The 14,030-nt window shown below is 67.8% G+C and carries 13 protein-coding genes; 5 read left to right on the plus strand and 8 right to left on the minus strand.

What is annotated here, in order from left to right; translation table 11 throughout:
- Positions 1-348 precede the first annotated feature (348 nt).
- Positions 349-1,602 (plus strand): glycosyltransferase family 4 protein, encoded by a 1,254-nt coding sequence (locus F9C12_RS15475; RefSeq protein ID WP_409466341.1) that lies wholly within the window; start codon positions 349-351, stop codon positions 1,600-1,602.
- Positions 1,603-1,669: 67 nt separating this feature from the next.
- On the opposite strand, the gene F9C12_RS15480 is transcribed toward F9C12_RS15475, so the two are convergent.
- The 6 genes from F9C12_RS15480 to aceA all read right to left on the minus strand — a co-directional run bounded on the left by F9C12_RS15480 (position 1,670) and on the right by aceA (position 7,833).
- A complete protein-coding gene (locus tag F9C12_RS15480) occupies positions 1,670-2,131 on the minus strand; it encodes a MarR family winged helix-turn-helix transcriptional regulator (RefSeq protein WP_409182665.1) in 462 nt (153 codons plus the stop codon).
- A 201-nt stretch (positions 2,132-2,332) separates the two neighbouring features.
- Positions 2,333-3,115 (minus strand): alpha/beta fold hydrolase, encoded by a 783-nt coding sequence (locus F9C12_RS15485; RefSeq protein WP_409466342.1) that lies wholly within the window; start codon positions 3,113-3,115, stop codon positions 2,333-2,335.
- 142 nt (positions 3,116-3,257) lie between these two features.
- Complete coding sequence (locus tag F9C12_RS15490; protein WP_409466343.1) at positions 3,258-3,662, minus strand: DMT family transporter; 405 nt, start codon at positions 3,660-3,662, stop codon at positions 3,258-3,260.
- Positions 3,663-3,696: 34 nt separating this feature from the next.
- A complete protein-coding gene (locus tag F9C12_RS15495; RefSeq protein WP_409466344.1) occupies positions 3,697-4,014 on the minus strand; it encodes a DMT family transporter in 318 nt (105 codons plus the stop codon).
- An 853-nt stretch (positions 4,015-4,867) separates the two neighbouring features.
- Entirely contained in the window at positions 4,868-6,472 is a 1,605-nt protein-coding gene (gene aceB / locus F9C12_RS15500) for a malate synthase A (protein ID WP_409466345.1), read from the minus strand.
- 71 nt (positions 6,473-6,543) lie between these two features.
- The gene (gene aceA, locus F9C12_RS15505) at positions 6,544-7,833 is read right to left on the minus strand and encodes an isocitrate lyase (RefSeq protein ID WP_100266719.1); all 1,290 of its coding nucleotides are present in this window, start codon (positions 7,831-7,833) and stop codon (positions 6,544-6,546) included.
- A gap of 229 nt (positions 7,834-8,062) precedes the next feature.
- Between aceA and F9C12_RS15510 the strand changes: the two genes are divergently transcribed.
- The 3 genes from F9C12_RS15510 (at position 8,063) to F9C12_RS15520 (ending at position 11,047) form a co-directional block, all read left to right on the plus strand.
- The gene (locus F9C12_RS15510; protein WP_409182670.1) at positions 8,063-9,487 is read left to right on the plus strand and encodes a short-chain fatty acyl-CoA regulator family protein; all 1,425 of its coding nucleotides are present in this window, start codon (positions 8,063-8,065) and stop codon (positions 9,485-9,487) included.
- 61 nt (positions 9,488-9,548) lie between these two features.
- Positions 9,549-10,805: a threonine ammonia-lyase IlvA gene (gene ilvA / locus F9C12_RS15515; RefSeq protein WP_409182671.1), complete on the plus strand. Its 1,257-nt coding sequence runs from the start codon at positions 9,549-9,551 to the stop codon at positions 10,803-10,805.
- Positions 10,802-11,047, plus strand: coding sequence for a GrpB family protein (locus F9C12_RS15520; protein ID WP_409187088.1), 246 nt, complete (start codon positions 10,802-10,804; stop codon positions 11,045-11,047). Before ilvA ends, F9C12_RS15520 begins: the two co-directional genes overlap by 4 nt.
- A gap of 296 nt (positions 11,048-11,343) precedes the next feature.
- On the opposite strand, the gene F9C12_RS15525 is transcribed toward F9C12_RS15520, so the two are convergent.
- Both F9C12_RS15525 and F9C12_RS15530 read right to left on the minus strand, forming a co-directional pair.
- Entirely contained in the window at positions 11,344-11,688 is a 345-nt protein-coding gene (locus tag F9C12_RS15525) for a nuclear transport factor 2 family protein (RefSeq protein ID WP_409182672.1), read from the minus strand.
- 65 nt (positions 11,689-11,753) lie between these two features.
- Positions 11,754-12,509 (minus strand): acyltransferase, encoded by a 756-nt coding sequence (locus F9C12_RS15530; RefSeq protein WP_409182673.1) that lies wholly within the window; start codon positions 12,507-12,509, stop codon positions 11,754-11,756.
- Positions 12,510-12,561: 52 nt separating this feature from the next.
- Between F9C12_RS15530 and F9C12_RS15535 the strand changes: the two genes are divergently transcribed.
- Complete coding sequence (locus F9C12_RS15535; protein WP_409182674.1) at positions 12,562-13,509, plus strand: nucleoside hydrolase; 948 nt, start codon at positions 12,562-12,564, stop codon at positions 13,507-13,509.
- The last annotated feature ends 521 nt before the right edge of the window (positions 13,510-14,030 follow it).

Consider the following 14,030-nt stretch of genomic DNA (forward strand, 5'->3'; position numbering starts at 1 on the left):
TACCGATTCGCCACTCAGTGGCTAATAGGTGGTCAGCCGCTGGTGAGCGCCTTCGCCCCCGCGCTCACGGGGCGAGCGACGGTGAGTAGGAGCGCTCGTCGCCGCAGATGGCCGTTGCTGGGAACTCGCGTCGCTCGGTGCTGCGCGGGCAGGGTGCTGAGCTGCGCGGATGTGGTCGTCACGGGTTGGCCGACTGACGAGGTGGAGCTGTTGCCGTTTTTTGGCGAAACGCTCTGACCAGCCGTTTCTGTCCTGCTCCAGCAGCTTTTCGCCAGGTGGCGACGAAGCTTTGCGCCAGTCGTTCGGGCGGCCGCCCCGGGGTAAGCGACTGGCGAGTAACCTCGGGCCATGCGCGTGCTGATGTTGTCCTGGGAGTATCCGCCGGTGGTCATCGGCGGGCTGGCCCGGCACGTGCACGCGCTGGCGCGGCATCTCGCGCAGCAGGGCCACGACGTTGTCGTCCTCTGCCGGCACACCGCGGGCACCGACGCCTCGACGCATCCGCGCAGCGATCGGGTCATCGAAGGGGTCCGGGTCGTCCGCGTCGCCGAGGACCCGATGCACCTGACTTTCGAGCGGGACCTCGTCGCGTGGACGCTCGCGATGGGCCACGCCATGATCCGGGCGGCGCAGGATTTGCTCCGCACGTGGCAGCCCGATGTCGTGCATGCGCACGACTGGCTGGTCACCCATCCGGCGATCGCGGTCGCCGAGGCTGCTCGGGTGCCGCTCGTCGGGACGATTCACGCGACGGAAGCGGGGCGGCATTCGGGGTGGCTGTCGCATCCGCTCAACCAGCAGGTGCATTCGGTCGAATGGTGGCTGGCCAACCGCGCCGACGCGGTGATCACCTGTTCGCAGGCCATGCGCAAGGAAGTCGCGCACCTCTTCGAGATCGACCCGGCTGACGTCGCGGTGATCCACAACGGCATCGAGGGACGCAGCTGGCGGGTGTCGTCCGGCGAAGTCGCGCGGATGCGGGAGCAGCACAGTCCGGACGGGGCTCCGTTCCTGCTGTTCTTCGGCAGGTTGGAGTGGGAAAAGGGCGTGCAAGACCTGCTGGCGGCGTTGCCCAGGATCCGCCGCCGGTTCCCGGGGACCCGGGTGGTCGTCGCCGGAAAAGGGCGACATCACGACGAGCTTGTCGCGCAGGCTCGCAAGCTGCGGATTCGCCGGGCGGTGGACTTCGTCGGCCATCTCTCCGACCGCGACCTGCGCGCTCTCCTGGCCGCGGCCGACGCGGTCGTGCTGCCGAGCCGGTACGAGCCGTTCGGGATCGTCGCGCTGGAGGCTGCCGCGGCGAAAGCACCGCTGGTGGCGTCGACCGCGGGCGGGCTCGGCGAGGTGGTCATCGACGGGGAGACCGGCTTGGCTTTCGCGCCGGGTGACGTCGCTGGCCTCGCCTCGTCCGTGGTGACGGTCTTGAGCGACGTTCCGGCCGCGACCCGGCGGGCGCGTGCGGCGCAGGCCCGTCTTGGTGCGGACTTCGATTGGGGACGGATCGCGGAGGCGACCGTCGAGGTTTACCGGAAGGCTCGAGTCGGCGAGCCGGTAGAGTTGGGACGGCCCAAGATCGCGACCGGCAACGCGTTCGAGGTGTAGGAAACGCCGGCCGGCCGCGGTTCGCGGGATTCGCCGTTCAGTGGCGAATGCCTGGTCAGGGTGCTTGTCAGCGGGGGTCGACGGCGGCGATGAGGTCGCGGTAGTCGGGGTCTGCTGCCATCCGGTCGAAAGCGCTCGCCAGCGCGGCTTCGTAGATCGGGACGGCTTTGCGCAACGTGGTTCGTCCGGCGTCGGTGATTCCGGTGTAGACGCCGCGGCGGTCGTGCTCGCAGAGGCGGCGTTCGGTGAGGCCGGTCCGCTCCAGCCGGCCGACCAGGCGGGTCGCGGAGCTTTGGTTGAGCGACGTCGCGTCCGCGAGTTCCTGCATGCGGAGTTCGCCGTCGGGGCGACCGGCCAGCGACATGAGGGCGACGAATTCCGAGAATCCCAGGTGCAGCTGCCGTTGCAAGGCTTGTTCGACCTCGTGGTCGATGCGGCTGCGCAGTGCCACCATGCGGGGCCACATCGCGCCGAGGGTGGTGAGTTTCGCCCCTGCCTGCTTGCGGCCAGGGGAAGGTGTGGTGGTCACGCGAACGACCTCTCCGGCAAAGCCTTGTCCGGCATCGAGAAGTGACGCCGAGACCTCTTGTATAGCACATGTGCGTGCATGCAATTGGGCGCTCGTCAAGCCCCTCATCGCCTGAACCGTGGTTGATCTGGGTGGTGTTGAACCGGTGCGAGGACTCGGCATTCTGGTTGCGCGGTGACCTGGGGAGCCAGGCGGAGTCGGTCAGGCCAATGTCTGCAGGAACTGCCGCAGCAACGGGTTGACCTGCTCTGGATGAGTCAGGGTCGGCGTGTGGGCCGCGCCGCGGATTACCTGCACATCGCTGGCGTTGGGGAGGCGCTCGCTCAGCAGGTCCATGCGGTCGCGCGGGAGTGAGACGTCTTGTTCGCCCCACATCAGCAACGTCGGGCAGGTGATTTCGTTCAAGCGGTCCGAGACGTCGTCTCGCTCCAGCAGGCAGTGCGCAGCCAGGCCAAGCGGGAGCGCGGGTGCGGCACGCCATCGTGCGCGTAGCTCGGCACGCAGGTCGGACTCTCCAAGCAATTGCGTCGACAGGGGTATGATGAGGTCATCAATTGGGCCGTATTCGCGCAAGGCGGCGAACATCTCGCCGTAGGCTGCCTTGTCGGCTGGATCGCACGGTGTCGCTTCGGTGTCCCACAGCACCAGGCCTGCGACACGTTCGGGTGCCAGCAACGCAATGCGTAGTGCCGTGAAGCCTCCTTGGGACAGTCCACCTGCGACGGCGCGTTCGATGCCCAGGTGGTCCAGCAGGCCGAGCGCGTCTCTGGCTTGGTCCCAATAGGTGTACAGCGCGTCGGACTCGTCTGGGGTTTGCCCGTGGCCGCGGGCGTCCCAGGTGATCAGACGCCACTCCGGCGCGAGCGCCGCTGCTTGCGGTGAGAAGGTGGAGTGGTCCAGGAAGTAGCCGTGGCCCAGGAGCAAAGCCGGTCCGTCTCCCCCGGTGTCGGCGAAGAAGATCGGGCGGTCGTTGACTGTCGCCATGGGCATTCGGCTGGCCTCCAGGTTCGTCGCAAACAGTGGTGCCGCGCCGGTGCAGCGTAGTGACAAACGTCTTCGCGTTGGCCAGAAATCGGCGAGTTCCGTGCCGATTGATGGGGTTCGGTGGGACGTCGGGTGGATACGGTCAGTCGTCAGTCTTCGCCGAATCGGTTGAGCCTCCGGCGAGTTTGAGGCAGATGACTCCGGCGATGATCACTGCCAGGAACAGGATGCGCAGCGGTCCCAGACTTTCGCCGAAGATGATCGCGCCGAAGATCGCGGCACCGCTCGCGCCGATGCCGGTCCAGACCGCGTAGCCGACGCCGACGTCGATGGTGCGCAAGGCCAGGCTGAGCGTGAAGATCGTTGCCGCGGCGGCGACCACCGTGGCGATCGACCACGGCAGGTTGGTGAAGCCGCGGCTGCCGTCAGTGCTGACGGCGAACGCTATTTCGCAGACTCCAGCGAAGAGGAGAATGCCCCATGCGCGGCGAGTGGTCTGCGCCTTTCCCGGCACGATGACCGGTGCGGCTTCGGGCTGAACGGACATGGCGGAAATCCTTTCGGGAGCGGGAAGACGGTGGTCAGGCACCGGTCAGCTGGAGGCCAACGATGCCGACGATCACCAGGCCGAAGCCGATGAGCTTGCGCCAGCTGAGCTTCTCTTTGAAGATCAGCGCGCCCAGCAGGACGATGCCGACCGAGCCGAGACCGGTCCAGATCGCGTAGCCGACGCCGACGTCCAAGGTCAGCAGGGCTCGGCTGAGGAAGAAGATGCCGCCGGCTGCCATCACCAGCGTGAACACCGACGGCCACAGTTTGGTGAATCCGTCCGTGGCATTGGCTCCGAGCGCGAAGGCGATCTCGAAGAACACGGCGATGCCGAGGTAAAGCCAGTGCATGGTTTCTCCGGGTGCGAGTCAGATCGGAAGCTGCCCGGCAACTCGCCGGTGACGCTCCCCCAGGTAGTTACATGTGCAATATATGTATGTCGAATCAAATAAGCAAGGGGTGTTCGGCGGGTGGGCGGGAGCTGTCGAGAGTGACCTCGAGCGGAAGCGAGTCGCGGCGGCTACCCGGGTGATCGATGCTGGGAAAGTGGCGTTGACCAGGTATTCGCCACTGAGCGGCAACAGCGGTTCGGGCGAGCGAGGTCGGAGCTGGAGAGTTCGGCGCAGCCCGTTCGGCGCGGCCCGTTCGCACTGGCAGGACAGGGCAGGGAGGCAGACTTTCGGCGGGATCGTTCGGCTCGCGAGCGCGACGACTGGGCGCGATTAACGGGTCTGGGCTCCGATTGGGCGGGGCGGACGAGGTTAACCTGGCATGGGCTTAGCGCAGTTCGGACGAGTCTGACGGCGGCGTCGGATGGCACGTCCGAATCGAGTACCGGCAGCGGAAGGGGTCCCGGCACCGAAGGAGGGTCGTGCTTGAGCGAGGTCTAGCGCTGGGCAGGGATTCGCCGCTGAGCGACCACGGCAACAGCTCGAGCAGCATCCGAGATTCCAAACGGGCACGAGCGGGGGGCCGAGTGAAACCGGAAGCAGGCTAAGCAAAAGCCCCGGCCCAGAGCGCCAAGAACCCCGCGAAAACCGAAACCCGCGCCTCTCGCCACTCAGCGGCGAAAGAGCGCGGGTCCGGAAAGACCCGGGTCCGGTGGCGGGGAGCCTCCGCCACCGGACCCGTCCCAGCACCCTCCCAAAAAGTGGTGCTGGGTAACCGGTCGCCGGTGGTCAGGTCACTGGCGACCGGAGCCTGTCACCGCTCGGTCAGGTAGCGGGCGTAGGCGACAGTCGTGAGGAAGCTCGGCAGCTTTTCGCCGAGGGCGGTTTCGGTGAAGATCTCGCGGGCGTCGTCGAGGCGGGCCGACGGGCCGAGGTCGGTGCGGACCTTCGCCAGTTCGTCGTCCAGGAATTCGACGGCCAGCTCGTGGGTCAGCGCCGTGCCGTCCTCGAGCTTCGTGCCGTTGCGGATCCACTGCCACACCTGGCACCGCGCGATCTCGGCCGTCGCGGCGTCCTCCATGAGGTTGTGGATCGCGGCGGCACCAGTGCCGCGCAGCCAGGAGTCGATGTAGCGGAGGGCGACGTTGATGTTCGCCCGCACCCCCGCTTCGGTGACCTCGCCGCCGGCACTCGCGACGTCGAGCAGGTCCGAAGCGTCGACCTTCACGTCCTCGCGCAGCTTGCCGAGCTGGTTCGGCCAGCCGCCGAGCACGCGGTCGAACACCTCGCGGCACACCGGGACCAGGCCGGGGTGCGCGACCCACGAGCCGTCGAAGCCGTCGCCTGCCTCGCGTTCCTTGTCCTGGCGGACCTTCTCCAGCGCGTTTTCGTTGACGACCGGGTCCTTGCTCGGGATGAACGCCGCCATGCCGCCGATCGCGTGCGCCCCGCGGCGGTGGCAGGTGCTGACGAGCAGTTCGGTGTAGGCGCGCATGAAGGGGACCGTCATCGTCACCTGGGCGCGGTCCGGCAACACGAAGTCGGCACCGTGCGCCGAGAAGTTCTTGATGACGCTGAAGATGTAGTCCCAGCGTCCGGCGTTGAGGCCGGCCGCGTGTTCGCGCAGTTCATAGAGGATCTCGTCCATCTCGAAGGCCGCGGTGATCGTCTCGATCAGCACGGTCGCGCGGATCGTGCCGCGCGGGATGCCGAGTTCCTTCTGCGCCAGCAGGAACACGTCGTTCCACAGCCGCGCTTCCTGGTGGCTTTCCAGCTTCGGCAGGTAGAAGTACGGGCCGCTGCCGCGGGCCAGGAGCTGCCGGGCGTTGTGGAAGAAGTACAGGCCGAAGTCCACGAGGCTCGCCGAAACCGGGCGGCCGTCGATGCGGATGTGCTTCTCGACCAGGTGCCAGCCGCGCGGGCGGGCGACGATCGTCGCCGGGTCGTCGCCGATCGTGTAGCGCTTGCCGGCCTCGGTGGTGAAGTCGATGTTGCGGCGGATGGCGTCGAACAGGTTGAGCTGGCCGTCGATGACGTTGTGCCAGGTCGGCGAGGTCGCGTCCTCGAAGTCCGCCAGCCACACCTTCGCACCGGAGTTGAGCGCGTTGACCGTCATCTTCCGGTCGGTCGGGCCGGTGATCTCGACGCGCCGGTCCTCCAGGCCGGGCGCGACCGGGGCGACGTGCCAGCTCTCGTCCGCCCGGATCGACCGCGTCTCGGGCAGGAAGTCCAGCTGCTCCTCCCCCGACTGCAGCCGCTCGCGACGGCGGCGGCGCTCGTCGAGGAGTTCGCGGCGGCGTCCGGCGAAGGTGTTGTCGAGTTTGGCTACGAAGTCCAGTGCTGCCGGGGTGAGGATCTCGGCGAACCGGCCATCGGCGGGCCCGGTGACCTCGAGGCGGGTGTTCAACGTGTCAGCCATCTCGTACCTCCGCGAAGGGGGAAAGGAAGGGCGCGGGCCGGCGACCGGAATCGCCGGCCCGCGGGGGTTCGTCAGTGGAACTGGTCTTCTTCGGTCGAACCCTTGAGCGCGGTGGTCGAGCTCTCCGGGTTCAGCGCGGTGGACACCAGGTCGAACCAGCCGGTGCCGACCTCGCGCTGGTGCTTCGTCGCGGTGTAGCCGCGCTCCTCCGAAGCGAACTCGCGCTCCTGCAGGTCGACGTAGGCGCTCATGCCGTTGCGGGCGTAGCCGTGCGCCAGGTCGAACATCGAGTAGTTCAGCGCGTGGAAACCGGCCAGCGTGATGAACTGGAACTTGTAGCCCATGGCGCCGAGCTCGCGCTGGAACCGCGCGATGGTGTCGTCGTCGAGGTGCTTCTTCCAGTTGAACGACGGCGAGCAGTTGTAGGCCAGCATCTGGTCCGGGTACTGCGCCTTGATCGCCTCGGCGTACTTGCGGGCGACCTCGAGGTCCGGCGTGGAGGTCTCCATCCACAGCAGGTCGGCGTACTGCGCGTAGGCCAGGCCGCGGTCGATGCACGGCTCGATGCCGTTGTTGACCTCGTAGAAGCCCTCGGAGGTGCGGCCGCCGGTGAGGTACTTGCGGTCGCGCTCGTCGACGTCGCTGGTCAGCAGGGTCGCGGCCTGCGCGTCGGTGCGGGCGACGACCAGGGTCGGCACGTTCAGCACGTCGGCGGCGAGCCGGGCGGCGTTCAGGGTGCGCTCGTGCTGCTTGGTCGGGATGAGGACCTTGCCGCCGAGGTGGCCGCACTTCTTCTCCGACGCCAGCTGGTCTTCCCAGTGCACACCCGCCGCACCGGCCGCGATCATGCCCTTCATCAGCTCGAACGCGTTCAGCGGACCGCCGAAGCCGGCTTCCGCGTCGGCGACGATCGGGGCGAACCAGTCGATGTCGCCGTTGCCCTCGGCCCAGTTGATCTGGTCGGCGCGGCCCAGCGCGTTGTTGATGCGGCGGACGACGGCCGGGACCGAGTTGGCCGGGTAGAGGCTCTGGTCCGGGTAGGTCTGGCCGGCGAGGTTGGCGTCGGCGGCGACCTGCCAGCCGGACAGGTAGATGGCCTTCAGGCCGGCGCGCACCTGCTGCACGGCCTGGTTGCCGGTGAGCGCGCCCAGCGCGTGGACGTAGTCCTCGCTGTGCAGCAGCTCCCACAGCTTCTCCGCGCCGCGGCGGGCGAGGGTGTGCTCTTCGACGACAGAACCGCGAAGCTTCACCACGTCGGCGGCGGAGTAGGTCCGCTGGACACCCGCCCAGCGGGGGTCGGTCTTCCACTGCTCGGCCAGCTCGGCCGCCGCCTGCTCGAGCTGATTGGCCTGCTCGGTCATCGGACTCTCCCGTGTTGCGAAGTTTGCGATTGCTCGCCTTGCCTGGTCCCGACCCTGACACGAGCAGGAAAACCTGGTCTACCGCTCCAATTTGCCAATTTCTGCGAAGTTTGCCTAGCATGTTGCAAAGGTTGCGAATCGGCGGTTCGCAACCGCAGCGAAAATTCGCGGGCTTGATCGTTCACGTAATCGTTCAGGCCCGGAAACCTTCCGGCCGGACGGAGCACTCATGGACAAAACTTTCGCCGGGGCGCGACTGCGGCATCTTCGCGAAAGCCGGTCGATGAGCCAGGCGGATCTCGCCCGTGTGCTCGAGATCTCACCCAGTTACCTCAATCAGATCGAGCACAACTCGCGCCCGCTGACCGTGCCCGTGCTGCTGCGGATCACGCAGGCGTTCGGGGTCGACACCGAGTTCTTCGCCAACAACGACACCTCGCGGCTCGTCGCCGACGTGAAGGAAGCCCTGCTCGACGAGGCTGTGGGCGTCGAAGCGACCATGAGCGAGCTGAACGACCTGGCCAGCAACCTGCCGTCGATCGCACAGGCGCTGGTGAAGCTGCACCGCAGCTACCGCAACGCCGTCGAGAGCACCGCTGCGCTGACCACGGAAAACGGCCTTGGCCTGCACGGGAGCGCCGCCGCACCGCTGCCGCACGAGGAGGTCCGCGACTTCTTCTACGAGCGGGAGAACTACGTCGCCGAACTGGACGAGCGGGCGGAGAAGATGGCCGCGCAGATCCCGCTGCGGCGCGGGTCGGTGCTCGGGTCGCTCAAGGAACGGCTGTGGCAGCGCTACGGCGTCGACGTGACGAACGAGGGCATCAACGAATCCGCAGGTGAACAGCATCGGTACGAACCGGCGACGCGGGTGTTGCGGCTGGCGCCAAGCCTGCGCGTCGGGCAGCAGGCGTTCCGGATGGCGTCCCAGATCGCGCTGCTGGAATACGACGACCTGATCACCGAACTCGCGGATTCGTGGGCGTTTTCCGGCCCGGCCGCGAGGACGCTCGCGCGCGTCGGCCTGGCGAACTACTTCGCCGGCGCGCTGATCCTGCCGTACGGCCCGTTCCTGGCCGCGGCCGAGGAGTTCCGGTACGACATCGAGCGGCTTTGCGACCACTTCGGCGTCGGGTTCGAGACCACGTGCCACCGGCTGTCGACTCTTCAGCGGCCAAAGCAGCGCGGCGTGCCGTTCTCGTTCGTGCGGGTCGACCGGGCCGGGAACATGTCGAAACGCCAGTCGGCGGCGGGTTTCCACTTCTCCCGCGTCGGCGGCGCTTGTCCCCTGTGGAACATCTACGAGGCCTTCACCTCGCCGGGCAAGATCCTCACGCAGATCGCCGCGCTGCCCGACGGCAAGCGGTACTTCTGGGTCGCGCGGACGGTGTCGCGCAATATCGGCGGCTACGGCAGTCCGGGCAAGACGTTCACCGTCGGCCTCGGCTGCGAACTGCGGCACGCGGGCCGGCTGATCTACTCGACCGGCCTTGACCTGGACGAACCCGCCGCCGCGACGCCGATCGGCATGGGGTGCAAGGTGTGCGACCGGCCGGCCTGTTCGCAACGCGCGTTTCCGGCGATCGGCAAACCGCTCACGGTGGACGAAAACACCAGCACCTTCGTCCCGTACCCGGCGGTGCCGAAGACGTGAACGCGGTCGGTGACGTGAGTGCCCCGGACGTGTTCACCGGGTGCGAAGTACATTCACCCGAGTGCACGACATCGACACGGTGAACGCAGAACTGGTCGAGCAGGCCGCCGAACGGCTCGCGGGCGTGGTCACACGCACGCCCCTAGAGCCCAACGCGCGCCTCTCGTCCCGCGTAGACGCGCGCGTCTGGCTTAAGCGCGAAGACCAGCAGACGGTCCGCTCGTACAAGATCCGCGGCGCGTACAACTTCATCGTGCAGCTCGACGCGGAGACGCGGGCGCGCGGTGTCGTATGCGCGAGCGCGGGCAACCACGCGCAAGGTGTCGCGTACGCGTGTCGCCGTTTAGGGGCGAATGGTCGCGTGTACGTGCCGGGCACGACGCCTCGGCAGAAGCGCGAGCGCATTGCGGCGCTCGGCGGCGCGCACATTGAGGTCATCGTTGTCGGCGAGACGTACGAAGACGCTTTCGCCGCGGCGAAAGACGACGCCCACCGCACTGGGGCGACGCTCGTGCCGGCGTTCGACGACGTGCGCACTGTGGCCGGTCAGGGCACTGTCGCGCTTGAAGTGGTTTCGCAGCTCGGCTTCGTGCCGGATGTCCTGGTGGTGCCGGTTGGCGGCGGCGGGCTGCTGGCCGGGATCGCGACGTGGGTGCGCGAGCGGCATCCGGAGATCCGGGTCGTCGGCGTCGAACCGGCAGGTGCGATGTGCATGGCAGCGGCTCTCGAAGCGGGCGAACCGGTGCGGATCGACGCGGTCGACCCGTTCGTGGACGGTGCCGCGGTGCGCGAGGCCGGCCGGGTGACGTTCCCGCTGATCCGGGACAGCGGAGCGGAGCTGACGTCCGTCGACGAGGGCGCGGTGTGCACGGAAATGCTGTCGATGTACCAGTCGGACGGCATCATCGCCGAACCCGCGGGTGCGCTCGCGGCCGCTTCGCTCGGAACCAGCGTTCAGGTCGAGCCGGGGCAGACGGTGGTGTGCGTCGTGTCCGGCGGCAACAACGACGTCAGCCGGTACAGCGAAATCCTCGAACGTTCGCTGATGCACGAGGGGCTGAAGCACTACTTCCTGGTCAGCTTCCCGCAGGAACCCGGGGCGCTCCGACGTTTCCTTGACGAAATCCTCGGTCCGGAGGACGACATCACGCGGTTCGAGTACATCAAGCGCAACAACCGGGAGATCGGCCCGGCGCTGATCGGCGTCGAAATCCCGCGACGTGCGGACCTGCCGGGGCTCCTGGCGCGGCTGGGGAAGAGTCCGCTGCAGGTGGAGCGGGTGGAGCCGGGGAGTCCGTTGTTCCACTTCCTGCTCTGAGACGCCGCTGCGCACTTGCGCGGCGCGTCGAGCATGTTGGCAGCACCGCGGTCCCCGGCCTGACCGCTAAACCGATCATCGAGCTCGCTACCCCCGCGACGACCCGCCCGCTGTTGTCGCCAGTTTGCGGCGAATCGGCTACCGGTACGAAGGCGATCTCGGCATTCCTGGCCGATAGACTTCGCTCGGCCTCCCGGAACCCCACCCGGATCGCCTTTACGCCTGCGCCGCCGACAATGTGAATCTCGCCCGGGTACTCGCGTTCAGGGCTTCCTGCGCCCCCGGACACCGCTCACCGGTGAGCGACGCTGAAGCGTTCACTCGCCCCTCGCTTCCGTACCGACCGCGCCGCTTACACCGTAGCGAAGACCGCTTTCATCGCCGACGTAACGGCAACGCCACTGTCGGAGCCCTCTCATCGGCGGCCTCGGCCGAGGGCAGTCAGACAGTTCGGTTCCTGCCACCGAGCGGCTGATCGAGCCTGATACGGGATCGTTTACGCAGGTCAGCGCGATTCGCCAAAAAACGGCAACACCGTTCAGTCGAGCTCGGCGCTGCCCTCGCGGTAGATCTTCGCCGACTTGATGCGGTCTCCGGACAACCGATAGAAGCCGGCGATGGCGAAAACGTGCTCCTCGCCGTTGTGGGTGAGCCGTTCGGTCAATTGGGCGGCGACCTGGTCACCGTCCGCGAGGACGTTCTCGACCGTCAACGTCGGGAGAAGTTGTTCCATCGCACCGCTGAACAACTCTGTGAGCTCGTCGCGTCCGCGCGCGACGCTGCTGCCGGTGATCCAGACCGCGTCGTCGGTGAAGCCGTCGAGGAGCGCTTGAAGGTCACGGTTGTTGAAGGCGGCGACGTGCCGATCCAGGGCTTCGCTCATATGGCGAGGCTATCGACGCTGTCAGGCCATTTTCGCCGCCGGACTCCACTCGCGGGATGGCTGCGTCAGCTGTCGCCGAGCGTTTTCTGCAGTGCCTTGTTCGCTTTGCGCGCCATGTCGGCGACCGCCTCGCGCCGGGCCGCATCCGCGGCGTAGTCGTCCTCGCGGTTGCGGACCACCCGGGCTGGTGAACCGACCGCGATCGAGTAGTCCGGGATGTCACCGCGCACCACTGCGTGCGCGCCGAGCACGCTTCCGCGGCCGACACGCGTGCCCTTGAGGACGCTGACCTTCGTGCCGAGCCACGTGTCCGGGCCGATCCGGACCGGCGACTTGACGATGCCCTGGTCCTTGATCGGCACGTGGATGTCCGCGGTCACGTGGTCGAAGTCGCAGATGTACACCCAGTCGGCGACGAGCGTGGCGGCGCCGAGCTCGATGTCGAGGTAGCAGTTGATCACGTTCTGCCGCCCGAACACCGACTTGTCGCCGATGCGAAGGGACCCCTCGTGACAGCGGATGGCGTTGCCGTCGCCGATGTGCACCCAGCGGCCGATCTCCATCCGGCCGTATCCGGGACGGCAGTGGATCTCGACGTTCTTGCCGAGGAACACCATGCCGCGCAGGATGATGTGCGGGTTCGCGATGCGGAATTTGAGCAGCCGGTAGTAGCGCACGAGGTACCACGGCGTGTACGCGCGGTTGCGCAGCACCCAGCGCAGCGAGTCGGCCGTCAGGAACTTCGCCTGGTGCGGGTCCCGCCGGGCCCGCCGCCAGGCGCGCACGCGCGACAACGCGGGCGCACCCCACATCGACGTCATGCCTCTGACCGTAACCTGTGGATGACGGCCGGCCACAGGCAAGGGGAGCAGGATGGGGACCAAGCTGATCATCGACACCGACCCCGGCGTCGATGATGCTTTCGCGATCGCACTGGCCGCGAGGTCGGCGGACGTCGACCTGCTGGCCGTGACGACGGTTTTCGGCAACGTTCCGCTGACCACGACAACCTCGAACGCGCGCCGGCTGCTGCAGTTGTGCGACCGCCCGGACGTACCGGTTGCCGCGGGTGCCGCACGGCCCCTTCTCTACCGCGAACTGCACCGGTCGAGCACCGTGCACGGCTCCGACGGACTTTCCGGGCACGCCGCTTCGCTGCCCGACGCCACCCGCCCGCTCGAGAAGTCCGACGCGGTCAGCCTGATGGTCTCGCTGCTCGAGGCCTCGGACGAACCGGTGACCATCGCGCCGATCGGCCCGCTCACGAACATCGCCGCCCTGCTCGCGGCCCACCCCGGTGTGCGTTCGAAGATCGCGCGAATCGTGCTGATGGGCGGCGCGATCACGCTCGGCAACTCGACCGCCGTGTCCGAATTCAACATCTGGGCCGACCCGGACGCGGCACGGCGCGTGCTCGCCGAGGACGACGTCCCGTGCGTGATGGTCCCCCTCGACCTCACTCACCGGTGCGCGGTCGACAGCACGTGGCTGGCGAAACTCGCCGCGTCCGGCCCGATCGGGCAGGCGCTGAACTCGTTCACGCCGGATTACCTCGCGCACTACCGGCAGGTGCTCGGCTACGAAGGCATCGTCCTGCACGACGCGGTGGCCGTCGCCGAGGCGATCCGTCCGGGTCTCCTGCACACGGAGACTTACCCGGTCGACATCGACTCCGGCTTCGGCCCGACCCGCGGCATGACGATCGTCGACCGGAGGGCGGTGCCGAGCAGGTCAACGGGACGGCCGGTCGAGGTGGCAGTGGACACGGAGCTGGACGCGCTGCGGGAGTTCGTGCTGTCGAGACTCGCCGGGGGCCGGTGATGGGGCGGGGCGGGGGGTCGCCGCTGGATGGCGAATCGCAGGTCACGCCTGGTGCGGCGGGTGTGGGCGGTGGGGAGACTGAGGGCTCGGGGGCGTTGCCGGTTGGGGGCGAATCGGGTTGCTCGGGTGGTTCGGGCATGGGCGGGGCGTCGCCGCTGAATGGCGAAACGGTCGGCTCGAGCGGTCCGGGCGTGGACGGCACGTCGCCGCTGAGTGGCCAAACGAGTGGCTTGAGTGGTTCAGGCGTCGACGGTGCGTCGCCGCTGAATGGCGAAACGGTCGACTCGAGCGGTCCGGGCGTCGACGGCACGTCGCCGCCGAGCGGCCAACCGGATGGCTCCGGTGATCCGTCCGCGAACAAGGTCTCGCCACTGAATGGCGAATCGGTTGGCTCCGGTGATCCGTCCGCGAGCGGGGTCTCGCCACTGAATGGCGAATTGGCTGGCTCGAGTGGTTCGGCCGCGGGCGGGGCCTCGCCGCTGAGTGGCCCCACGGGTGGCCCCGGCGATCCGTCCGCGAAT

Origin of the sequence: Amycolatopsis sp. GA6-003 (assembly GCF_046267895.1) — a bacterium.
GTDB lineage: Bacteria > Actinomycetota > Actinomycetes > Mycobacteriales > Pseudonocardiaceae > Amycolatopsis.